Source organism: Burkholderia oklahomensis C6786 (genome assembly GCF_000959365.1).
Taxonomy (GTDB): domain Bacteria; phylum Pseudomonadota; class Gammaproteobacteria; order Burkholderiales; family Burkholderiaceae; genus Burkholderia; species Burkholderia oklahomensis.
In genome coordinates, this window is sequence record NZ_CP009555.1 from 652,932 (window position 1) to 676,397 (window position 23,466).

Sequence of the window (23,466 nt, forward strand, 5' to 3'; positions counted from 1 at the left end):
CGGCGACGGGCGCCCCGCCGCCGTCCCCGCCGCGTCACCACCAGCGATCGAAGCGCCGCGTGTAGTTGAGGTCGACGCCCTGGAACGTGCCGCCATACGCGGATATCGCCCAGAACCGCGTCAGGTTGATCGTCGCCTTGAACGCGTTGCTCGCCGACTGCAGCCCCTGCTCGTAGCCGAGCACGAAGCGCTCGTTGATCGCCTTCGACACGAGCACGACCTGCGGATCGGTCAGGCCGACGTCGCTGCGGCCGACCGACACTTCGTCGAGCCCGACCGTCTGCGCGACGCGCTTGCCGGTCGCGCTGCCGAGGAGCGCGAGCGCCGTCGTCATCGCGTTCTGCTGGCCGAGGTTGTTGCCCTGGTCGGTGCCGTGGCCGAACAGGAGCCACGACAGCTTCTCGTTGTCGTTGACGTTCGGCTCGGACACGAGCCTGACGGTGGGCGACTGCACCGTGCCCGTCACCTGCACGCCCGCCTCGACTTCCTGATTGCGGCGCATCGCGAGAATGTTGATGCCCGGATTCGACACCGGCCCGTTGAACGTGAAGAAGCCGTTCTCGATCGAGAGCTTGCGGCCGAACGACGTATAGGTCGAGCCTTCCGTCACGCGCACGTTGCCGACCGCGCGCAGCGGCACGCCGGGCGCGCTCATCACCGTCACCGTGCCGGCGAGCCGCAGATCCGCGCCGTGCCCCTTGAAGCGGAAGTCGCGGCCGAGGCCGATGTCGATGTTCGCGCGCGGCGCGAGCGACGGCGCGGGCTTCTCGGTCGCGGGCGCGGGCTTCGCGATCGCGGTGCCCGTCTTCGTCTCGCCGCGCTCGAGGCTGCCCGGACGCACGATCACGACGTCGTCCGACAGATGCGGCGCCGCCTCCTCGGGCAGATCGAACAGCGCGCGATCGACGGTGAACTTGCCGTTGATCGCGATGCCGCCGCGCGGCGTGTCGTTCTCGACGACCGCCTTGCCCGACAGCGACAGCTTGCGGTCCGGCGCGGCGAAGAGCTCGAGCTTGTCGGCGACGATGCTCGCCGTCAGGTCCGGCTCGCTGCCGTCGAGCCGCACGCGGCCGATCGCGCGCAGCGTGCCGTCGCCGCCGTGGAACTCGACTTGCTCGAACTCGACGAGGTTCTCGGTCAGCTTCACGCGCACGATCCCGTCTTTCAGCTGCACGCCCTGGTCGACGAGCGTCGCCGACAGGCTGTCGCCCGAGAGCGTGCCCGACAGCTTCGGCTTCGCGGGCGTGCCCGCGACCGTCAGCTTCAGCGCGGCGCGCCCGTCGAGCAGATAGCCCGGGCCGAACAGGCCGCCCGTCGACTTCAGCGCCGGCACGTCCGCGTCGATGCGGCCCGTGAGCGGACCGTCCTCGGCGACGCCGAACACGCCGTCGCGCAGCGCGAACGGCACCGCGACGCTCGCGTCGAGCGTGCCGATGCGGGTCGCCTGCGCGTGCGCGGTCGCACTCAGCCGGTTGCCCGGCATGAACGTCGCGCGCGCCGACAGGTCGCCGATGCCGAGCGACGCGACGCCGCGTCCGGTTGCGATCGTCACGTCGCCGCTCCTGCGCTTGATCTGCGCGTGGCCGGCGGCGGTGTCGCCAAGCGTGACGTCCCAGTCGCCGTCGAGAATCAGATCGGTGCGCAGCGGCGAGCGCTTGCCCGTGAGCTCCGCGCGGATCTCGAGCGCGCGCGCCACCGACAGGTTCGTGATCGAGCCCGCGGTGCGCAGCTTGCCGCGCTCGAGCGCGAACGATTTCAGGTCGATCGTCGCGCCTTCGACGGACAGCTTCGCCGCGCTCAGCGTCACGCGCTGCGCGCCCGCCGAGATCGTGAGCGGCGTGTCGAGCGAGATCGACGGCGTGCCGCGGTTCGACAGGCGCGTGACGGTGCCGTCCCAGCGCATCCCGTCGCGCGCTTCGACCACTCCGCCATTCGCCGCGACGGCGAGGTTGATCACGCGGCCTTCGGCGATGCCGATCGCGGTCGCATCGAACGTGTGCTTCGCGCGCGTGCCGTTCAGATGCGCGGACAGCGTCTTCAGGCTCACCGCGCCGAGCGCGACATCGTTCGCGTCGGCGGTAAACACGAGCGCGCCGCGCGCGCCGTCGCGAATGTCCGCGCGGCCTTGCGCCGCGCCGATCCGGTTCGAGCCGAACACGACGCCGCTCGCCGTGTATTCGCCGCTCACGTTCGGATGCGCGAACGAGCCCGTCAGCTCGCCGTTCGCGCGCACGAGGCCCGCGAGACCGAAGCCGAGACGATCGAGCTGCGGCGCGTCGACGGAAAAGCGCAGCCGGTCGCCGGGCGCGCCGAAGCTGCCGCGCAGGCCGACCTGGTTGCCCGCGATCGACAGGTTCGCGTTGCTCGGCAGGATCCGCGAGCCCGCCATCTGCACCGTGCCTTCGCCCGTCATCGGCAGGCCGTCGTAGACGCTGTCGCCGAGCTTGAACTGCGCCTTCGTCGAGAAGCCGGGCGCAAGCGCGCCCGTCGCCGCGAGCGTGCCGTTCACGCGCGCCGTGCCCGCACGCGGGCCGGCCGATGTCCGCGCGACCTTCGCGCCGCCGCCGCTCCTGCCACCCTTCGCGACCTTCCCGCCCTTCGCGCCTTTGCCGCCGCCCTGCTTCGCGGCCGACGACGCACCGGCCGCCGCCAGCGCGAGCGGATCGAAATCGACGAGCTTCGCCTTCAGGTCGTAGGTCGAGCGCGCGTCATGCTTGAGCACGCCCGCGAGCTCGACGCGCCCCTTGCCCGCCGTCACGCGCGCGTCGGCGATCGTCGTCTGCTTCGCGTCGAGCGTGACCTTCGCCTTCGCGCCGAGCGCGAGCTTCGCGTCGGCGAGATCGAAGTCGATCGTCTGCGCGCCGTGCTCGAGCGCGACGCCGACGGGCCCCGCGAGCCGCATCGGCCGCAGCGCGGCGACGAACGCGTTCAGATCGAGATTCGCGACCTTCAGATCGAATTTGCCGCGGCCATTCGAGAGCGCGCCGCCGCCCGTCACGCTGCCGTCGCGGATCGTGCGCACCTCGAGCGAGTCGATGCGCTGCGCGTGCGCGTCGAGCCGCACGTTCGCGTGCGCGTCGACGAGCGGCAGCAGTCCGTCGCCGAGCGTGCCGGGCTTCGCGTTGACGATCGACACCGGGCCCGTGACGACGAACGACTTCGGCGTCTTCGGATCGGGCGTCGCGGGCTCGAGCTGCGCGCGCACGGCGAGATCGGCGCCGGGCGCGCCCGGCGACAGCGCGCGCGGATTCACGTGATCGAACACGATCGACGCGCGCGTGAGCGGCACGTCGCCGAACGGCGCAGCCTCGACGTGCGCGCGGCCCGCGAGCTTCATCCCCGAGGCGTCGAGGTCCGCGACGAGCGCTTCGAGCGAGCCCGACACGCGCGCGCGCGCATCGACCGGCTCGCCCGACAGCTTGCCCGCGTAGGTCGCGTCGCCGTCGATCGCGAACGGCCGCACGCCGTCGAGCCGCGCGTTCGCGGTCAGCGCGCCGAACGGCGTGTCGAGGCGCTCGACCGTCGCGTCATGGCGACGGCCGTCGCTCGCGCCGCGGAAGATCAGGTTGTCGAACTCGGTCGTCGAGCCGGCTTCGTGGATCAGCAGCTTGTCGAAGCGCAGATCCTCGATGGCGAGCTGCAGCGGCAGTTGCAGGTCCTGCGGCATGACGGTCGGCGACGGCGGCGACGGCACGACGCGCACGTCGATCGCGCCCGCGCGCAGCGACGCGATCGTGAAGCGCCACGGCGCGCGCGTGAGCGCCCAGCGTCCGGCGACGCGATCGATTCTTACTTCGGTACCCGAACCATCGGGACTCGTCCACGCGAGCTGCTTGAGCCGCACGCCGGTCGCGAGCGTGCCGCCTTCGAGCGTGCCCGAAAGCCGCCCGCCGAGCAGCTTGACGGCCGCGTGCCATGCGAACTGCGTGCCGCGCTCGGTCGTCGCGGCGGCGAAGAGCACGCCCGCCGTCGCAGCGACGAGCACGACGACGACGAGCGCCGTCCACGCGAGCGCGGCGAGCGCGCGCCGGACGCGCGAGCGCCTGTTCGGCGCGGGCTCGCGCGGGCCGCCGGGCGCGCCGCCGTCCGGCGCGCTGGGTGGAGTCGGTTCGGATACGTCCTTCGTCATGCCAAATGAAAAATCAGAATGCGATGCCGAGCGTCAGATACGGACGCACGCTCTTGTTCTTCAAGCCGTAAGCGAGATCGAAATTGACCGGGCCGACCGGGCTGCGCCAGCGCACGCCGGCGCCCACGCCCGGATAGAACACCTTCTCGCCCCACGCGTCGGTCGCCGTGCCGATGTCGAAGAAGGTCGCCGCGCCCCAGTCGCGATTGAACCAGTGCTGGTATTCGGCCGTGCCCGTCACGAGGTACTTGGTCGGCAGCACCGAGCCGTCGACCGAATTGCCGATGCTCTGATAGCCGTAGCCGCGCACCGAGTTCGAGCCGCCCGCGCGGAAGAGGAGCGACGCCGGCACGCCCGACGAGCTGCCGCTCGTGAACACGCCGCCCAGCTCCGCGCGAAACACGAAGAGATCGCGCTTGCCGATCGGCACGTATTGCTGGCCGCGCGCGTAGCCGCGAATGAACGTCTGGTCGGTCAGCACGCCCTTCACCGCGAAGCCGGCTTCCGCATGGATCAGGTTGCCCGAGCGCGGGAACAGCGGATCGTCGACGTTGCGGCGCGTCCACGCCCATTGCGGGACGAGCGCGCGGCTCGTCGTCGGGCCGGCGCCGTTCTGGTCGAGCCGGTCCTGATAGAACATCAGCGAGTACGTATAGTCGATGAACTGGCCGGCGCGCGTGCGCTGCGCGCCGACGCGCGCGCTGTAGATCCGCGTGTCCGACACGTTCGTGTTCGTGTACGACGCGAGGATGCTGTTGGTCCACGCGCGCGGGCCGGGCGGCATCGAAAGCTGGACCTGCCCGTACTGCTGGATCTGGTCGATCCGCCCCGACACCGACAGCGGCCACGCGGCGCCGAACGTGTCGAGATACGTGTACGAACCCTGGATGTGCGGCCCCGTGTCGGTCGCGTAGCCGATCCCGCCGCGCACGCTGTTGTACTGATACTCGCTGACCTTCACGTGCACGGGCGTGTCGAGCGGCCGCGCGACGTCGTCCGATACGTCGATCGCGACGCTCGCGTAGTACGGCGTGTTCTGCAACTGGCGCTGCAATTCGGCGATGCGCTTCGCATCGTAAATCTCGCCGGCGGACAGCGGATTCACGTTGTGCACGATCTTCTCCGGATAGCGGCGCACGCCGGACACGTCGAGCTCGCCGATCGTAAACGTCGGCCCGCTGTCGAGCGTCACCGCGAGCCTCGCTTCGCGCGTGCGCGGATCGACGCGCGCCTCCGACGCGGTGATCTTCGCGCCGAGATAGCGGCGCGACTGCAATTGCTTGAGCGCCGCGTTCTTCGCGTCGTCCCAGCCGGACTGCGTGAACGCGTCGCCCGGCTTGAGCGAGAACGCGAGGCGCGTCGCCGTCTCCTGCTTCGGGTCCTCGCTCGCGACCGGGCCGTCGAACGTCAGATCGACGGCCGACACGACGGTCTGCGCGCCCGGCTCGACCGACACCGTCACGCGGCGCTCGCCGCCCGTCGTGCGCACGTCGGTGCGCACGACGGGCGAGAAATAGCCGGCCGTCGCGGCGAGCTCGCGCACCTGCTGCGGCGTCGCGGTCACGAGGAATTCGAACTGGTCTTCGCTCAGGTCTTCGCGCTTCGCGAAGCGGGCGATGTCGAGGTGCTGCTTGAGCAGGCTCTTGACCGAGCGCGGCGCGTCGATCTCGACCGCGTACTTCGCGAACGCGGGCGCCGCGAGCGCGGCCGCGCAGCCGGCGAGCAGCACGCGCAGGCCGCGCCGCGCAAACGCGCGCCATCCGGGCGCCCGGCTCGACGCGCCGCGCGCGGCGCGCGAAAAAGCATGCTGTCGTGGTGCCCGCCCTGCCAAACAAGACCTCCGCTGTAAGAATATCGTCGGATCAAAGCCGTCATTTGAACACAGTGCGGTGTGCGCAGAACGCGCTTTCGGCCACATTGCCGCACGACGATCGCGCTTTCGACGCCGTTTTGCCGCCGGCCGTTCCCCGCGTTGCGGTAAAATCCCGTCGATCGCATTCGCGGGCGCGCCGCGCCCGGCCCAGAACGGAAAGCCAAGCCATGCCGTACCAGTCCGACATCACGCAATTCCTGAACCAGTTGAAGCAGCAAAAGCCGGCGCTCGAAGAAGAACAGCGCAAGGGCCGCTCGCTGCTGTGGGACAAGCAGCCGATCGATCTCGAAGAGCGCGACACGCAGCAGCAATCGCGCGTGCGCCAGACCCCGTACGTCTACTACCAGAACTTCTGACGCCGTGAGCGCCGCCGACGAGGCCAGCGCCAGCGCGCAGCCCGAAGACGCGATCGCCGCGCCCTCGGGCGCGGATTCGACGCCCGACACGGTCGACGGCGTCGCGGCGTTCGCTCGCCTGTACGGCGAGCCGCTCTTCAAGCTGCCGCAGGATCTGTACATCCCGCCGGACGCGCTCGAAATCTTTCTCGAAACGTTCGAAGGCCCGCTCGATCTGCTGCTGTACCTGATCCGCAAGCAGAACTTCAACGTGCTCGACATCCCGATGGCGGACGTCACCGCGCAGTATCTCGGCTACGTCGACCAGATCCGCGAATCGAACCTGGAGCTCGCGGCCGAGTACCTGCTGATGGCCGCGATGCTCATCGAGATCAAGTCGCGGATGCTGCTGCCCGTGAAGAAGGCGGACACGGGCGAGGAAGCGGAGGATCCGCGCGCCGAGCTCGTGCGGCGCCTGCTCGAGTACGAGCAGATGAAGCTCGCCGCGCAGCGCCTCGATCAGCTCCCGCAGCTCGGCCGCGACTTCCTGCGCGCCGAGGTCTACATCGAGCAGAGCATCACGCCGCGCTTCCCCGACGTGAACGCCGACGACCTGCGCGCCGCATGGGCCGACGTGCTGAAGCGCGCGAAGCTCGTCCAGCATCACAAGATCTCGCGCGAGGAGCTGTCGGTGCGCGAGCACATGAGCCTCATCCTGCGCAAGCTGCAGAACGCGCGCTTCATGGAGTTCGCCGACCTGTTCGACACGTCGCGCGGCGTGCCCGTCGTCGTCGTCAACTTCATCGCGATGCTCGAGCTCGCGCGCGAATCGCTCGTCGAGATCACGCAGGCCGAGCCGTTCGCGCCGATCTACGTGCGGCTCGCTTATCTGCCGGCCTGAGCGGCTGCGCGCCCGCGTCCGTCGTCCGGCCGCGCGCCGGTCCTTTGTCGAATAGGGAAGCTGGTTCGGCCGGCCTTGCTCGGGCGGTCGGACCTGCGCATCGGTCGTTTCCTCTGTGGATTGCCGCTTCGGCGCTCGGCGCATGCAAGCCGCGCGCTCGCGGGCGTCGATTGCCGCAGACGGCGTCAGCCGTCGATACGACTCCGCGTGTCGTCGGATTGATTCGCCGATTCGCACGCGCCGCCGCGTTTGCAGGCGATCCGCCATCCCCGGTTCCGATCAAGTGCTCGCCGTTGGACGTGCACGTCCGGTCGCGCCTTGCCGGCCCGTGCCTGACGCGCCCGCTCCGTTGAAACGCGCCCGGCCGATGCGGCTCGCCCCCGCTTGCCGTGTCCCGACCGTTCCGCCGCAGCGTGTGGATGCGCCGCCACCGCGCGCTGCGCGTCGGCGGCTTCGACGACGCGCTCGCCGTCGCCGACATGCTGGTCCGGCCCCAGTTGACTGCCGCTCCCGCGCCGCACCTCCACCGATTAAAGTGAACGATCGTGCTTTTATCGATGCGCTAAAACGACAAATCCTCTACAATCGCCGACGCTCGACGCCCTGCGCGGCGTCCCGGCCACGACGATCCAGACCACGCCGCCTCGCGCGGCCAACGCGCCCACCGCGCGAGGAACCGCCAACTCATGAAAGTCATCAGCTCGATCCAGGAACTGCGCGACCAGCTGCGCGGCCAGAACCGCATCGCGTTCGTGCCGACGATGGGCAACCTGCACGAGGGACATCTGTCGCTGATGCGGCTCGCGCGCCAGCACGGCGACCCCGTCGTCGCGAGCATCTTCGTGAACCGGCTCCAGTTCGGTCCGAACGAGGACTTCGACAAGTATCCGCGCACGCTGCAGGACGACATCGAGAAGCTGCAGAAGGAGAACGTTTACGTGCTGTTCGCGCCGACCGAGCGCGACATGTATCCGGAGCCGCAGGAATATCGCGTGCAGCCGCCGCACGATCTCGGCGATATCCTCGAAGGCGAGTTCCGCCCGGGCTTCTTCACCGGCGTGTGCACGGTCGTCACGAAGCTGATGGCGTGCGTGCAGCCGCGCGTCGCCGTGTTCGGCAAGAAGGACTACCAGCAGCTGATGATCGTGCGCCGGATGTGCCAGCAGCTCGCGATGCCCGTCGACATCATCGCGGCCGAGACCGTGCGCGACGCCGACGGCCTCGCGCTGTCGTCGCGCAACCGCTATCTGAGCCCGGCCGAGCGCGCGGAAGCGCCCGAGCTCGCGAAGACGCTCGCGCAGGTGCGCGACGCGGTGCTAGGCGGCGAGCGCGACCTCGCGGCGATCGAGCAGCGCGCAGTCGACAGCCTCGCCGCGCGCGGCTGGAAGCCCGACTACGTGTCGATCCGCAGGCGCGCGAACCTCGTCGCGCCGAGCGCGGCCGAAACCGAGGCGGGCGAGCCGCTCGTCGTGCTCGCGGCCGTGAAGCTCGGCGCGACGCGCCTCATCGACAATCTGGAAATCTGACGGCCGGCCGCGAAGCCGACCGCTCATCGTCTGGTAGCACCAAGGGAGCCATCATGCAGCGCCACATGCTGAAATCGAAGATCCACCGCGCGGCGGTCACGCACTGCGAGCTGCATTACGAAGGCTCGTGCGCGATCGACGAGGACTTGCTCGAAGCCGCGAACATCGTCGAGAACGAGCGGATCGACATCTGGAACATCAACAACGGCGAGCGCTTCTCGACGTACGCGATCAAGGGCGAGCGCGGCAGCGGGATGATCTCGCTGAACGGCTCGGCCGCGCGCCGCGCGCAATTGGGCGACCTCGTGATCATCGCCGCGTTCGCGATGATCGACGAGGAAGAGCTGAAGGCGGGCTGGAAGCCGAATCTCGTGTTCGTCGGCGACGACAACAAGATCAAGGGCAGCCGCGACCACGTGCCGACGCAGAACTGGACCTGAACGGCGTTCGGCCGGCCGCGTTGCGCCGGGGCGCTGCGGCGCCGTGCAGCCGAGCCGAGCCGAGCCGAGCCGAGCCGAGCCGAGCCGGTTGACATGATGCGCTCGGGCGCCGCGCGCCGGTGAAAATGCCCTGCGCGAAGCCGGGGGAAGCCTGGTGCGGCGTTTGGCGTGCCGCCTTGCGTTCCTGCGCCTGACCGCGAGCGTTGCGGCGCGAATGGCGCGCGAAGCGATGCCGGATTGCACGTAAAGCGCACGGTTTGACTGGGGTTTGCGCGGGCTGTCGGGTGGCCCTCGTGGCCGGGTGCCGGGTGCCGGGTGCCGGGTGCCGGGTGCCGGGTGCCGGGTGCCGGGTGCCGGGTGCCGGGTGCCGGGTGCCGGATACCGGATACCGGGTGCCGCACCATTCTCGTCCTTTCCCGAATTTCGAGCGCCGGTCGGCCGACCGCTTGAGTCGATGCCTCGCCGCGAACGTGCGAGGCCCGAAACCGCCGGCTCCCGCGAGCCATTCGTCCGACAACTTGCCGGCGCGCTACTTCTGCGCCCATTCGACGATCGGCAGCCACTGCTCGAGATCCTTCTCGACGCGGCTTTTCGCGACGTCCCACAGCGTGAGGCCGTGCGCGGCGAGCTGCACGTAGTTCTGCGTGTCGCGCAGATAGCCGAGCACCGGCAGATCGAGCCCCTCGACGAAGCGGTGCAGTTGCTCGGCCGAGCGCGTGCGCGCATCGACCCGCATCCCGACGATCCCCACTTCGATCGCGCCCTTCTTCACCGCCTTCTCGCTCGCGAGGCGCTGGAGGAATTGCTGGGTCGCGAGGATATCGAACATCGACGGCTGCAGCGGCACGATCACCTTGTCGGCGAACTCGAGCGCGACGTTCATCCGATTGCCGTGCAGGCCGGCCGGCGTGTCGACGATCGCGTATTCGAGGCCGCGCGGCGGCTTCGACGGCGAATCGGGATCGAGCGCCCAGGTCTCGATCGCGGGCAGCGCGGCCGGCCGCAGGTCGAGCCACGCGTGCGCGGACTGCTGCCGGTCGAGATCGGCGAGCGCGACCCACGCGCCCTGCGCCGAAAAATACCCAGCCAGATTGGTGGACAGCGTGCTCTTGCCAACGCCGCCCTTCGGATTCGCCACCACGATCACCGTCATGAATTCCCCCGAAGAAGCCGCGCGGCGCGACGCCTGGCACCGGCGACGCGCCGCGAAAGATGCGGATACAGGGAGCGATGATATCGGCAAATGCGCCTGCACCGAAACAGGGGCGGCCGCGCATCGGGCGAACGGACGACGGCCCGGCCGCGGTCGAACGCCGCGGCCGGGCCGTCGCGGCGGCTGTGACGCCGCTTATGCGGCCTTGCCGACGAGGCCGCGCGCGCCGCCCAGCGCGAACGCGCCGGCGCCGAGCAGCGCCTGGACGACGAGCGTGACCGCCCAGAACGCCGGATATTCCCAGCCGCCGTGCGGCGCGGCGAAGCTCCAGCCGTTCGGGAAATGCGTCATCATCGCGCCGAGCATGAACGGCAGCAGCACGAGCGACGCGAGCCGCACCCGCACGCCCGTCAGGAGGGCGAGGCCGCCGACGAGCTCGACGACCGTCGTCACGTACGCGAGCCAGCCCGGCAGGCCGATCGACGCGAAGAACTGCGCGGTGCCGGGCAGCGTGAACACGAAGACCTTCTGCGCGACGTGCGCGAGGTACAGCACGCCGAGCGCGACGCGCAGCAACGCGGCGCCGATGTCGTTCAAACGGTTCGAATCCATGTTGGGTTCCCTTTTTGTCGAAGTTTGGATGGAACGAACTTTATTCGAACCGTTTTCGCGGAAAAACAGTCATCCGAACTTAAATTATTTCCCAAAAGGAATTAATTGGCGGTAAAAAAGGGCGGTTCGTGGGGACGACCGAGCTGTCGCGCCTCCCGTTGCCCGTTGTCCATCGCCCGCAGAACACCAACAAGCACAGAGCGCACGCGCAGCCCCGCCGACAGCCGACAAATGCAAGGGAATGCGTTGGAAGCCCCGAAACGACGCAAACATGCGCGGCGCCGAGCCGGCCGCGTTCTTTCGCGCCGCTCGGCGCAGGCCGGCCAGCCGGCGCCGGCCCAGCGCGCAACCGAACCACCGAAACCGAACCGCCGCCGCCCACCGCCCCCGCGCACGCGCTCGACGTGCGCTGGCTGGCCCCGAACTTCGCGCGACGACGACGCCGTCAGGCGAACGCCGCAAACACGCGATCGAGATCGAGATGCTCGGCGAGCGTATCGGCGAGCCGCTCGAGCGACGCCTCGCGCAGCGCCGGATAGTCGACCGGCTCCGCGCCGCCGAGCCCCGCCCATTCGAGGAGCGCCGCGCACGCGTCAGGCGTGTCGAAGAGGCCGTGCAGATAGGTTGCGAGCATCTGCCCATCCGCCGACACCGCGCCGTCCGGCCGCTCGCCGCCCGGCCCCGCGAGCCGCAGCGCGGGCGACGCGAGTGCCGGCCCGCGCGTCTGCCCCATGTGGATTTCGTAGCCCGACACGCGCGCGCCGTCCGCGAACGCGAGCCGCCCCGCCACGTTGACGAGCGTCTTCTCCGGCATCAGCGTCGTCACGTAGTCGAACAGAGCGAGGCCCGCGCTCGTTGCGCCCGCCGCGCCTTCGACACCGTGCGGATCGTCGAGCGCGCGGCCGAGCATCTGCATGCCGCCGCAGACGCCGATCACTTTGCCGCCGTAGCGCAGATGGCGCTTGATCAGCGCGTCCCAGCCCGCGTCGCGCAGCCACGCGAGATCGGCGAGCACGTTCTTCGAGCCGGGCAGGATCAGCAGATCGGCGTCGGGCACGGGCCCGCTCTTCCAGTACGTGAAATCGACGCGCGGATGGACGCGCAGCGCGTCGAAATCGGTGTGGTTGCTGATCCGCGGCAGCGCGGGCACGACGACCCGCAGCACGCCCGCGTCGCGCCGCGAAGCGGACGTGCGCGCGCTCGCGGAAAGCATGTCCTCCGCGTCGAGCGTGAGCCCGTGCAGATACGGCAGCACGCCGAGCACGGGCTTGCCCGTCTGCTGCTCGAGCCAGCGCAGCCCCGGCTCGAGCAGCGCGGGATCGCCGCGAAAGCGGTTGATCACGAAGCCGCGGATGCGCGCGCGCTCGCTGTCCGACAGGCACGCGAGCGTGCCGACGAGATGCGCGAACACGCCGCCGCGGTCGATGTCCGCGACGAGCACGACCGGACAGTCGACCACTTCCGCGAACCCCATGTTCGCGATGTCGCCTTCGCGCAGGTTGATCTCGGCGGGACTGCCCGCGCCCTCGACGATCACCGCGTCGTAAGCGTCGCGCAGCCGGCCGTACGATTCGAGCACCGCCTGCATCGCGGTCGGCTTGTAGTCGTGGTATGCGCGCGCGTTCAGGTTCGCGCGCGCCTTGCCGTGGATGATCACCTGCGCGCCGCGATCGCCCGTCGGCTTCAGCAGCACGGGGTTCAGATCGGTGTGCGCGTCGATGCCGGCCGCGAGCGCCTGCAGCGCCTGCGCGCGGCCGATCTCGCCGCCGTCCGCCGTCACCGCGCTGTTGAGCGCCATGTTCTGCGGCTTGAACGGCGCGACGCGCACGCCCGCGCGGCGCGCGAGCCGGCACAGGCCCGCGACGAGGGTGCTCTTGCCGGCGTCGGACGTCGTGCCCTGGATCATCAGCGTGCCGCGCGGGCGCGCGGCGTTGGCGTTGGCGTTGGCGTTGGCGTTGGCGTTGGCGTTGGCGTTGGCGTTGGCGTTGGCGTTGGCAGTCATCGTGGATTCGAAATGCGCGACGCGCGGCGCGCGACAAATGGCGAAGGCCGCATTATCGCGCGGCCCGTTACAATCACGCGATGACTCCGCGCGACCTCACCTTCGTTCTCGGCGGCGCGCGCTCGGGCAAGAGCGCGCACGCCGAACGGCTCGCCGCCGCCGGCGGCCGGCCCGTCACCTACATCGCCACCGCCCGCGTCGCCGACGACGAATTCGCCGAACGCGTCGCGCATCATCGCGCGCGCCGGCCCGCCGACTGGGCGCTCGTCGAAGCGCCCGTCGAGCTCGCGCGCGCGATCGCGCAGCTCGACGATCCGAACGCATGCGTGCTCGTCGACTGCCTGACGCTCTGGCTCACGAACCTGCTCTGCCCCGCCGACGGCCAAGGCGTCGACGACGCGCTCGGCGACGCGCGCGTCGCCGAGCTCGAAGCGGCGCTGCGCGCGACGCGCGCGCAGGTGATCGTCGTCAGCAACGAGATCGGCTTCGGCGTCGTGCCGCTCGGCGCGGAAACACGCCGCTTCGTCGATACGCTCGGCCGCGTCAACCAGCGCATCGCGGCGCTCGCGACGCGCGTCACGCTGTGCGTGGCCGGTCTGCCCGTCACGGTGAAGCACGAAGGCGATCCGCGATGCTGATGCTGTCCCTGCCCGCCGTCGCCTTCCTCGCGGTCGCCGGCTGCGTCGTCGACAAGCTCATCGGCGAACCGCGCGCCGCGCATCCGCTCGTCGGCTTCGGCCGGCTCGCCGCGCACGTCGAACGCCGCCTCAACACCGGCCGACGCGGCCGGCTCGCCGGCCTCGCCGCATGGCTCGCCGTCGTCGCGCCGCCCGTCGCGCTCGCCGCGTGGCTCGTCGCGACGCTGCCGTGGCCGCTCGCCGCCGCGCTGCACGTCGCGCTGCTGTGGTTCGCACTCGGCGCGAGAAGCCTCGCCGAACACATCGCGCCGATCGCCGCCGCACTGCTGCGGCGCGATCTCGCGGCCGCGCGCACGTTGACGTCGCGCATCGTGTCGCGCGACACGAGCGCCGCCGACGAAGCCGCGCTGTCGCGCGCGGCGGTTGAATCGGCGCTCGAGAACGGCAACGACGCGATTTTCGGCGCGCTGTTCTGGTTCGCGGTCGCGGGCGGCCCGGGCGCGCTGCTGTTCAGGCTCGCGAACACGCTCGACGCGATGTGGGGCTACCGGACGCCGCGCTTCGCGCGCTTCGGCTGGGCGGCGGCGCGCATCGACGACGCGCTCAACTGGGCGCCCGCGCGCCTCACCGCGGCAAGCTATGCGCTCCTCGGCGACACCGCGAACGCGTGGCGCTGCTGGCGCGCGCAGGCGCGCCACTGGGACAGCCCGAACGCCGGCCCCGTGATGGCGGCGGGCGCGGGCAGCCTGAACGTCGTGATCGGCGGCCCCGCCGTCTATCACGGCGCGATCGAGGCGCGCCCGGTGCTCGGCGCGGGCGAGCCCGCGGCGCCCATGCACGTCGCGGCGGCGCTGTCGCTCGTCGCGCGCACGATGATTCTCTGGCTCGCGCTCCTGATCGCCGGCGCGGCCGTCACGATCGCCACGCATCATGGCTGACGCCCCGATGATCACGCACGGCGGCAATCTGCACGAAGCCGCGCTCCGCTATGGCATCCCGCGCGACGCATGGCTCGACCTGTCGACGGGCATCAATCCGCAGGGCTATCCGGTGCCGCCCGTGCCCGCCGACGCGTGGCGCCGGCTGCCCGAGGACGACGGCGTGCTCGCCGAGCACGCGGCGCGCTACTACGGCGCGCCGAGCGCGGCGCACGTGCTGCCCGTCGCGGGCAGCCAGGCGGCGATCCGCGCGCTGCCCGCGCTGTTCGAGCGCGGCACGGTCGGCGTCGCGCCGCTCGCGTACAGCGAGTACGCGCCCGCGTTCGCGCGCCACGGCCATGCCAGCGCGCCGCTCGACTGCGGCAGCGACGCGCTGCCTGCGGCGCTCACGTACGCGATCGTTGCGAATCCGAACAATCCGACCGCGGAGCGCGTCGATCGTGCGCGGCTGCTGCGATGGCACGCGCAACTCGTCGCGCGCGGCGGCGCGCTCGTCGTCGACGAGGCGTTCGCCGATGCCGACCCGGACGCGCACGCGAATGCATCGCTTACGGCGCACACCCATCGCGACGGCCTCGTCGTGCTGCGCTCGGTCGGCAAGTTCTTCGGGCTCGCGGGCGTGCGCGCGGGCTTCGCACTCGCCGCGCCCGCGCTGCTCGCGCGGCTGCGCGACGCGCTCGGCGCGTGGACGGTCGGCGGCCCGGCGCGTCACGCGGTGCTCGCCGCGTTCGCCGACGCAACGTGGCAGCGCGCGACGCGCGAGCGGCTCGCGCGCGACAGCACGCGCCTCGCCGCGCTGCTGCGCGCGAACGGCTTCGTCACGCACGCGACGCCGCTCTTCATCTGGAGCGCCGATCCGCGCGCGCACGCGCTGCACGACGCGCTCGCCGCGCGCGGCATCTGGACGCGCTACTTCGCGCACGCGCCGAGCCTGCGCATCGGATTGCCCGCCGATGAAGACGAATGGCGGCGGCTCGAACGCGCGCTCGCCGAATGCATGCCGACGCTATCGGCCGCCGCCGCGCATCCGTCCGAATCGACAACCCAAGATTGACGCCGATGCGCCCCGCTCTCCGCCGCACCGCACTCATCGCACTCATCGCACTCGCCGCCTTCGTCACCGCAAGCGCATGCGCGCGTATGCTCACCATCGCGCATGCGGCGGTCTCCGTCACCGACGACGCCGGTCGCACGATCACGCTCGCCGCGCCCGCGCGGCGCGTCGTGAGCCTCGCGCCGCACGTGACCGAGCTGATCTATGCGGCGGGCGGCGGTGCGGCGCTCGTCGGCGCGGTGTCGTACAGCGACTACCCGCCCGCCGCGAAAGCGATTCCGCGCGTCGGCTCGAACAAGGCGCTCGACCTCGAACGGATCGCGGCGCTCAAGCCCGACCTGATCGTCGTCTGGCGCCACGGCAACGCCGAGCGCGAGACCGAGCGGCTGCGCGCGCTCGGCATCCCGCTCTTCTTCAGCGAGCCGCGGCATCTCGACGACGTCGCCGCGTCGCTCGACAAGCTCGGCACGCTGCTCGGCACACGCGAGACCGCGTCGGCCGCGGCCGACGCGTACCGCCGGCAGATCGCGCAACTGCGCGCGCGCTACGCGGGCAAGCCGCCCGTCACGGTGTTCTTTCAGGCATGGGACAAACCGCTCATCACGCTGAACGGCGATCACATCGTGAGCGACGTGATCGCGCTGTGCGGCGGGCGCAACGTGTTCGCTCGACTGCAGCCGATTGCGCCGTCCGTCACCGACGAGGCGGTGCTCGCGGCGAATCCTGAAGCGATCGTGACGACGGCGGCCGGCGCGACGCCGACGCGCGACGCGCTGCCCGACTTCGCGCGCTGGCGCGCATGGCCGAAGCTGACAGCGGTCGCGCGCAGCAATCTGTTCGCGATCGACGGCGATCTGCTGACGCGGCCCGCGCCGCGCATCGCGCAAGGCGCCGAGCAGCTGTGCCGGGATCTGGATGCCGCACGTGCGCGGCGGCCGAAGCCGTAAACGCAGCGCGGCGCGCACAGCGCCGCCCGATCGCCAAAAGAGTACGGGCACGCCGCCCAATAACAACAGCCGCCGCCGCTGCACGTCAACGGCTGGCGGCAATACGCCGCCGCCCGATGCCGCCGTTAGTTTGCGGCGACCGCACTTCGGTTCGAATGCGCGCTGGGAGCGTTGCGGTACGCGTCCACCGCCGCGATCCGCATTGAATCGACGATCGCAAATAATCCCGTCTGGTATCGCCGAAAAAACCGCGCATCTTGTGCGCGATTCATCCGTGAAGCAAGCACCTCCATTGCCGATTTCGCACACCGTATTAGCTCTGCTCACGTTTTCACGAACAGCCCAAACGCCAGCATCGCTGCACTGCTTGCCGAGATGCGCTTGCCGTCTCGCACGAGCGCGTGGCGAGCGGGCCGACCAACGCGCCAAAATCATGAGAACACGCTCGGCAACGGGCGTGCCGCCGCACCTGATGATCGTCAGCCATGACTGGCCGTGTCGAACGATACCGTGGGGACCCGCGAGCTAATCAGGAGCCCGGCCACTGAAGCCATGCACACCGCAGCGAGTCCAAAGCGAATCGCATGCGGCAAGCTGCCCTGCGCGGCCGCTCCAATTCCATTCAGCGTCGACACCCCGCTCGACGTGACGGCCGGATGATGCAACGAGATCAACCCGCCGGTCACGGCGACACCGATCAATCCACCAACCGTTCGCAGCGCTTGGAGCGAGGCGGTCGCAACGCCAACCAGCGTCGGGCCGGCCAGTTGCTGACCAATGATGGTCAAGCCCGGCAACGTAAAACCAAAGGCGATACCAAGCAACGCGATCATGGTGGTCATCATTCCGGTCGACATCGCCGGGAAACCTGCCACGACAGCCAAGTTCGCCACCGCTAGGATAAAGAAGCCGATTTTGAGTACCGTTTTCGGGTCTCGCATGCGGGCGATGATCCTGCCGTTGAGGATGCTGCCGAGCGGCATGAAGATAGCGAACGGCGTAAGCACTGCGCCTGCGGCTTGGGGCGAGAGTCCCAGTCCGCTCTGCAACAGTAATGGCAGATAAAAGAGCAGCGAAAACAACGCGAAGCCGCCCAACCAGGACAACATCAACAGCACCGCCAGGCCGTTGGCCTGGAATACCGCGACCGGCAGAACAGGATACGTTGACGCCAGTTCCCATCGCAAGAGGATCCAGGCCAATGCCACACACGTCGCCAATATGGCGGCGGCCCAGACATCGCTGCCGTGCGTCGCGATTCGATCGATTGCCAGAAGCAGCCCGGCACACACAATACCGGCCAGCACGATGCCAGGCCAGTCGAAACGCTCCAGCATCCTAGGAAATGACTTGGACCGCCTCGGCAGATGGCGATGAGTCAGCCACAACGCGACCAGACCAAACGGAAGATTGATGAAGAACACAGCCCGCCATCCATACGATTGCGTCAGAAACCCGCCAAGAAACGGGCCGACCGCAGTGGCCGTCGCATATATCGCATTCACGAGGATCTGCCATTTCAAGCGCTCTCTTGCATCGGGAAACAGATCGGCGATCACTGCAAACGCGCTGCTCAGCAGCATGCCTTCACCAACGCCTTGCAAGAAACGCATGATCGCCAGCATGCCAATGCTATTCGCCACGCCGCACAGCGCGGAACTTAACGTGAACCATCCAATCGCCACCACCACGATCAGATGCCGCCCAACTTGATCGCCCACACGGCCGAAACCCAACAACGCGATTACGGAAGCCAGCAGATACGCAGTTCCGATCCATGAATACCATCGCAGTCCGCCGAGTTCCCGACTGATCGCCGGCAACGCCGTCACAACCACGGTCTGATCCACGGCAATCAACATGATGGCAAGCGAGATTCCGAACATCGCGGCCAACTGATCCGGCACGCGAACGGTCACGTGTCTTCCGACCATTCAATGTTCGCGCCTAGCGCTCGCAAGTTCGTGATGAAATTCGGATGCGCACGCTTGATCGGCTGCGCGTTCCGGATCCGCGACGGCCCATCGATGCTAATCGCGACCATCAGTAGTGCAATCGCCACGCGGATGATGTACGGACTTTCCACAGTGGACGGGTTTAACGCCTGTCCGCCGAAGATCAACACTCGATGAGGGTCCGCCTGAAAGGAGTGTGCGCCGAAACGGGAAAGTTCCGTCACCCAATTTAGCGCGCCTTCGTAGACCTTATTCCACAGCAGGATTTTGCCCTCGGCTCGCGTGCATAGCGCAGCGAAGATTGGTAGAAGATCGACCGGGAAGTAAGGCCACGGAGCAGCCTCGATCTTGGGTAAGATGTTCGGGGTAAACGGCTGCTTCACCACGAGCGGCCCCCGCCGCTCGGCGACGCTCCAACCATCGTTATGGCTAATGGCCACGCTCAAGCGATCGAACGTCCTGTCTATCAGCGGAAAATGCTGTGGCGCAGTATTTCTGATCCTGATTTGACCATCGGTAATCGCGCTCAACGCCAAAAACGTTGCGACCTCGTGATGATCTTCCGTGAATTCGAAGCGCACCGGCTCGCCCAACAGTTCGCCGCCGATCGTCAAGGTCGAGGTGCCGATACCGCCGACGCGAATGCCCATCGTCCCCATGAACTGACAGAATTCCTGAACATGGGGTTCGGTAGCTGCGTTGATCAAGCAGGATACGCCGGACGCAAGAGCTGCACGAAGAATGAAGTTCTCTGTCGTCGTCACTGACGCGTAATCAAGCCAATGCACCACCGCGTCACACTTCGCTCCCCCGCGAACCTCGATTGAAGAATCTACGTCGCGCGTGATCTGGAAGTCAAACAACTTGAATACATCGATATGTGGATCGATCTCTCGTGCGCCAAGCGTGCATCCCTTCGTGTCACCACTCAGCCGCGCCATGCCGAAACGCGCGATCAGCGGCGGAATCAGCATCACGGACGATCGCATATCCTCCGGCAGCGTATGGCTGGCCGGGTCGAATGCGATATCGCGATGATGCAACCGCAATGTGCCGGATGTCGAGTCAAATTCCACCTCGCTGCCGAGCTGGTCGAATATCCGAATCATCTTTTGGACATCGGTGATATCGGGGACGTGCCGCAACAGCACCGGTTGTTCGGTCAGAAGGGTCGCACAGAGAATTGGGAGGACCGCATTCTTGTTCGCCGAGGGGCGGACGACCCCGCGAAGCGGCACCCCACCGTGAACCAATAGATCCGCCATCACAACACCTTTCCATTCGAATAATTGCATTAAGGCATGCGAGCCTAAACCGGATTGTCTCCATCAGAGGCAAAGCACATGCAACGCGGCCGCATCGTCGTGTGGTTTCATGCCATCCGGCACATGTTGCCGCTCATATCCTCTCAACCGGGCGAACAGCGCGCCCAGCCCCTCGGCGGCGAGAAACTTCATCACATCGCCGTGCCCCATCAGACCGTAATGCTCCCACGCACGCGATATGCCGTCGGTGCCGATCAGCATGTGGCAGGGCGTAACGATGGATTGACGCAGGTGCGTGGCATTCGCCGCGCTGTCGGGATTAAGCGTCAGCGCCGTCGTGCCCTGATTGTGCTGTTGCCTGATCCGTCTCTGACGCAACGCATGCAACTTTTCGCCGGAAAAACCCGAGCACGGCTGCCACATGGCCCGCGGTTCGATCGACGACCATGAACGATCACCAGGAATCAGCCCCCTCCGCTCATGCTGCGCGAACATCGCAAAACAATCCGCGTAGTGATAGACGTCCACCGCAACGTGATCTCGCATGTGACGCACCTCGGCAATTGTGCACGCCGCAACCGGATAGGCCCACAGCGGCGTACTCGGTGCCAGCGATACGTACTGGCGCCGAAGATCATTGAGCGCCAAACGCAGCCGGCCAGTATCGAAATCGCGTCGACGCAAGTCATTCGCTAGAAAATCGGAAAGCGCGGCCGCGAACCAATGCGCATCCGAGAAGTCATCGAACGTAGTGAACGGACATTCCGTCAGATGCGATCCGCCATCGATCGCCCATGCCTTGAAGCTCGATCCGCACTGCACATAGCCGACGACATCTTCCGATGGCAGGCATGACGCCGGGTCTGACTGCTGCGAAAGGATCCGGAACATGTCGCGCAGGGTGTCTCCGCTTGCCATCAAGACAGGCCGGTCAGGCAAAGGGTCCAGTAGAACAACGGGAGATTCGTCGGACGGGGTTTCTGGAGGTCGATCCATGCGGCTCCGTCATGCTCATCGCTAAGCAAGACATCACGATCACCGAATTCGCATCCAAAACATACGACTAATACAAATTTTCCCGGAATCACTTCGAACGATCCGCTGCCGATATAATGTGAATTCGATACGGAAAACGCGCATTCCTCACGAACCTCACGCATCAATGCATCTTCGAGCGACTCGCCGATTTCCGGACGTCCGCCGGGAAGCTCCCACTCTCCACGAGGGTTTCGCAAGAACAGGACCGACTGCCCCCTGAAAATGATTGCTTTGACACTGATTGGAATCATATATAAAAACCCTATCTTTCAAAGCCGCACGCCCCTACTCAACGCGCTCATAAAGGCAACTTGCCTCGCGCGTATGCTGGCTCCGTTACCAGGCGTCTTTGCCGCTCCGTCAACTTGTCCCGATCGATACATTGCACCGACGCTCTCGAATGATTCGGAGTTGGCGGCAACGATGCTAAATCGACGTGCTCCGCAGGCCTTCTGTAATAGGAATACGAGTTAGTGTAGCGAGCAAATATAGCTCGACGCGACTCTCCACTTTCAACATGAAATGTTCCGTGAACCAGCGCCTCCGAGAATACCAGCGCATCGCCCTTCTCAAGAAATATATGCTTAATCAACGGATTGAAGTTTGGATTGCGATACTCATCGGGAACCACGAAATTTGCCCGATGCGATGCGGGAATGCAGCAGAAGTGACTGACATTAGAGTCCATATCGGATAGCGCATACAGAACACCCGTCAATCCATTGAATATCTTGTTGTTTTTCACAAAATAAAACACCCCCTCCTCAAACATATCCGATTGATGATGCATTCTTCCACCAGCGCTAACAAAATTCTCATCCGCGCAAAAAATATGATCCAAGCGAAATCTTGAAGAGAACAAGCGATCGAGAATGAGGTAAACCGGCTCAATATCTACCATTGCCCGCCAATTCCGAGACCAATTTAAATTCACATCATGCAAATAATGGCCTAAAAGATTTTCTTGCCAGAAGTCATTGATCTCGGTAATCAATCTCGAGTCCAGCGCATTTTTGACGACAACGTAACCATTAACATCAAATTCATAGATGGATTTTTGAATATCATCCATGGCGGCCCTCGTTAAAATATTTTCATTTCCTCTCAGAAGTTATTCTTATTTCAACACCACTCAAGGATACAACTCATGCGCGACATTCCTCGCCGCAATCTCACACAAACCATCCATCACCCAAGCTTTGCGGTTGAACGACAAGCCGCCCTCAGAACAGTAGATGATTTTCACCCGCATCTCAAACGAAATAATCCATTTCGAATATCACAATAATCAAAGGCGATTTCATGCTTCATAACTGGGGACGCATGAGGAGGCGAGTTTCGTTTGCGGGGGGCTCCATTCACATTTAAAATTTGCGTTCACATCCTGTTTTTTTGCGTATGCGGGACAGAACGATTCGAACGCTGCCGAGAGACGATGTATGGAAGAAGGTCGAAGCAACCTTGCCTGACAAGGAAGGCGATCAAGGGCGGCAGGCCGCCAGCGATCTCCGGTTTCTCGAGGCGATGCGTTGAGCCCGCAGCGTGATCGAGCGCTTCCACAGCCGTATCGAGCACTTTCATCGAGTCTCCACTCGTTACGACAAGCTCACGGACAGCTACGTGGTGTACGCATCCCTTGTCCGCGCGTTTGGGCCGTTCATGAAAATGCGAATAGCGTCTCCTCACGTCCACGCTGCGCCGCTCCGCTCCCTCTGACCAAGGTCGGCAAGCATAATCCCAAGCTTCCCGATCTTCATACCGTTCGCAAATGACCGAATTCGAAAGCAAGTTGATTCTAAATATCGCGTCGGCCGTGTTCTCCTTCATTCTCATAGAGTCCAGGAACTACTTGACCAAATGGAGAACCAACGGCGCGCCAAAGCGCGCCCAGTACAGCGTGTGGAAGCCGAACATCAAACCGCAAAAATCGACCGCGCACGCATGGCTTCGATCTCGATGGAAAAAAGCGTCAAAAAAATCGGCGGAAGGCATCGAAGCCAACCAAGCAAAAATATTCTTCTGGAATAGCGGCCAGCAACCGATTCTCGCAGAGGATCTGTCCAGAAAGAAGCCGCTCATCGTTCAGTTGATCCCGTCCGCGCCGATCACCGATATCGAGATCGCCGAGAGCCTCAATGCGATCGGTGTCAAACTGACGAACGACCGATTTTTCAACCGGGACAAAAGCAAAAAAATCATCACGTTCGACAGAATCGATCCCGGCCACGGCTTTGTCGTCAGCTTGAAATTCGAAGAAGGCCACAACCCGATTCCTCGCATTCTAGGTCCCATTCTCGGCACGGCCGGCGCGGAATATGCGGGCCCGATATGGGCGGTCGACCTCGTCGACGACGACAAGATTGGCCGGCAAAGATCGCGCGCCCGTCTGGCGCGTTGGATAAGCGGCGTATCGTGCATCGTGGGCATCGGCGGGCAGTTCACGCCCATTCAAGGGCAGGCCCCGCTGGTCGCGCACAGCGCGCTGTATTGGATGTTCTTTGCCATGTTTGCGATTTCATGGGCGGCATTTCTCATGAGCAACGACGTCTGCCAGCAATTCAGCAAGCGCATGCCGCCTTCGCTGCACTACTGGAACGAAGACAAGGCTTAGCCACGCCGCGATCGCCCAGCCGAGTCAAGACCGCCGCCGCCGTCGACGC

The 23,466-nt window shown here is 66.4% G+C and carries 19 protein-coding genes and 2 pseudogenes; 10 read left to right on the forward strand and 11 right to left on the reverse strand.

Annotated features, from left to right (window positions below; translation table 11 throughout):
• Positions 1-34 precede the first annotated feature (34 nt).
• Together BG90_RS02905 and BG90_RS02910 are read right to left on the reverse strand one after the other, a co-directional pair.
• Entirely contained in the window at positions 35-4,129 is a 4,095-nt protein-coding gene (locus BG90_RS02905) for a translocation/assembly module TamB domain-containing protein (RefSeq protein WP_045568045.1), read from the reverse strand.
• A gap of 13 nt (positions 4,130-4,142) precedes the next feature.
• Positions 4,143-5,960 (reverse strand): autotransporter assembly complex protein TamA, encoded by a 1,818-nt coding sequence (locus BG90_RS02910; RefSeq protein ID WP_010114356.1) that lies wholly within the window; start codon positions 5,958-5,960, stop codon positions 4,143-4,145.
• A gap of 209 nt (positions 5,961-6,169) precedes the next feature.
• Between BG90_RS02910 and BG90_RS02915 the strand changes: the two genes are divergently transcribed.
• From BG90_RS02915 to panD, 4 genes are all read left to right on the forward strand, one after another.
• Positions 6,170-6,358, forward strand: coding sequence for a DUF3460 family protein (locus BG90_RS02915; RefSeq protein WP_010114355.1), 189 nt, complete (start codon positions 6,170-6,172; stop codon positions 6,356-6,358).
• Between the two features lie 4 nt (positions 6,359-6,362).
• Positions 6,363-7,238, forward strand: a complete 876-nt coding sequence (locus BG90_RS02920) for a segregation and condensation protein A (protein ID WP_010102217.1) — start codon at positions 6,363-6,365, stop codon at positions 7,236-7,238.
• 686 nt (positions 7,239-7,924) lie between these two features.
• A complete protein-coding gene (gene panC / locus BG90_RS02925) occupies positions 7,925-8,764 on the forward strand; it encodes a pantoate--beta-alanine ligase (protein WP_010114353.1) in 840 nt (279 codons plus the stop codon).
• 53 nt (positions 8,765-8,817) lie between these two features.
• Positions 8,818-9,204, forward strand: a complete 387-nt coding sequence (panD, locus tag BG90_RS02930; RefSeq protein ID WP_010102213.1) for an aspartate 1-decarboxylase — start codon at positions 8,818-8,820, stop codon at positions 9,202-9,204.
• A gap of 529 nt (positions 9,205-9,733) precedes the next feature.
• Here the strand turns inward: panD and BG90_RS02935 are convergent.
• From BG90_RS02935 to BG90_RS02945, 3 genes and pseudogenes are all read right to left on the reverse strand, one after another.
• Positions 9,734-10,357, reverse strand: coding sequence for a ParA family protein (locus BG90_RS02935; protein WP_010102210.1), 624 nt, complete (start codon positions 10,355-10,357; stop codon positions 9,734-9,736).
• Positions 10,358-10,552: 195 nt separating this feature from the next.
• Entirely contained in the window at positions 10,553-10,969 is a 417-nt protein-coding gene (locus BG90_RS02940) for a DoxX family protein (protein WP_010114352.1), read from the reverse strand.
• 445 nt (positions 10,970-11,414) lie between these two features.
• Positions 11,415-13,024: pseudogene (locus BG90_RS02945) on the reverse strand (cobyric acid synthase).
• A gap of 27 nt (positions 13,025-13,051) precedes the next feature.
• Here BG90_RS02945 and cobU point away from each other — a divergent pair.
• The 4 genes from cobU to BG90_RS02965 are packed head-to-tail and all read left to right on the forward strand — an operon-like array spanning position 13,052 to position 16,548.
• Entirely contained in the window at positions 13,052-13,609 is a 558-nt protein-coding gene (gene cobU / locus BG90_RS02950; RefSeq protein WP_010114350.1) for a bifunctional adenosylcobinamide kinase/adenosylcobinamide-phosphate guanylyltransferase, read from the forward strand.
• A complete protein-coding gene (gene cbiB, locus BG90_RS02955) occupies positions 13,603-14,547 on the forward strand; it encodes an adenosylcobinamide-phosphate synthase CbiB (protein ID WP_010114349.1) in 945 nt (314 codons plus the stop codon). Before cobU ends, cbiB begins: the two co-directional genes overlap by 7 nt.
• Positions 14,540-15,601, forward strand: coding sequence for a threonine-phosphate decarboxylase CobD (gene cobD, locus BG90_RS02960; protein WP_045568046.1), 1,062 nt, complete (start codon positions 14,540-14,542; stop codon positions 15,599-15,601). The genes cbiB and cobD overlap by 8 nt, the downstream gene beginning before the upstream one ends.
• Positions 15,602-15,606: 5 nt before the next feature.
• Positions 15,607-16,548: a cobalamin-binding protein gene (locus BG90_RS02965; protein WP_025989711.1), complete on the forward strand. Its 942-nt coding sequence runs from the start codon at positions 15,607-15,609 to the stop codon at positions 16,546-16,548.
• A gap of 479 nt (positions 16,549-17,027) precedes the next feature.
• On the opposite strand, the gene BG90_RS02970 is transcribed toward BG90_RS02965, so the two are convergent.
• The 6 genes from BG90_RS02970 to BG90_RS34590 all read right to left on the reverse strand — a co-directional run bounded on the left by BG90_RS02970 (position 17,028) and on the right by BG90_RS34590 (position 22,387).
• On the reverse strand, positions 17,028-18,467 hold the full coding sequence (locus BG90_RS02970; protein ID WP_010114345.1) for an MFS transporter: 1,440 nt from the start codon (positions 18,465-18,467) through the stop codon (positions 17,028-17,030).
• On the reverse strand, positions 18,464-19,768 hold the full coding sequence (locus BG90_RS02975) for a UDP-N-acetylglucosamine 1-carboxyvinyltransferase (RefSeq protein ID WP_010114344.1): 1,305 nt from the start codon (positions 19,766-19,768) through the stop codon (positions 18,464-18,466). Before BG90_RS02975 ends, BG90_RS02970 begins: the two co-directional genes overlap by 4 nt.
• A gap of 63 nt (positions 19,769-19,831) precedes the next feature.
• Positions 19,832-20,686: a hypothetical protein gene (locus BG90_RS02980; protein WP_038801927.1), complete on the reverse strand. Its 855-nt coding sequence runs from the start codon at positions 20,684-20,686 to the stop codon at positions 19,832-19,834.
• Positions 20,686-21,057 carry an NUDIX hydrolase gene (locus tag BG90_RS31670; RefSeq protein WP_010114342.1) on the reverse strand — a complete coding sequence of 124 codons (372 nt, stop codon included), beginning with the start codon at positions 21,055-21,057 and terminating at the stop codon, positions 20,686-20,688. Before BG90_RS31670 ends, BG90_RS02980 begins: the two co-directional genes overlap by 1 nt.
• Positions 21,058-21,104: 47 nt before the next feature.
• The gene (locus BG90_RS31675; protein ID WP_081469720.1) at positions 21,105-21,878 is read right to left on the reverse strand and encodes a phytanoyl-CoA dioxygenase family protein; all 774 of its coding nucleotides are present in this window, start codon (positions 21,876-21,878) and stop codon (positions 21,105-21,107) included.
• A gap of 305 nt (positions 21,879-22,183) precedes the next feature.
• Positions 22,184-22,387 carry a hypothetical protein gene (locus BG90_RS34590; protein WP_124072297.1) on the reverse strand — a complete coding sequence of 68 codons (204 nt, stop codon included), beginning with the start codon at positions 22,385-22,387 and terminating at the stop codon, positions 22,184-22,186.
• On the opposite strand from BG90_RS34590, the pseudogene BG90_RS37140 reads away from it, so the two are divergent.
• Positions 22,343-22,522: pseudogene (locus BG90_RS37140) on the forward strand (hypothetical protein); the annotation flags it as partial. The gene BG90_RS34590 and the pseudogene BG90_RS37140 overlap by 45 nt on opposite strands.
• A 52-nt stretch (positions 22,523-22,574) precedes the next feature.
• Positions 22,575-23,417 (forward strand): hypothetical protein, encoded by an 843-nt coding sequence (locus BG90_RS36375; protein WP_025989709.1) that lies wholly within the window; start codon positions 22,575-22,577, stop codon positions 23,415-23,417.
• Positions 23,418-23,466: the final 49 nt, after the last annotated feature.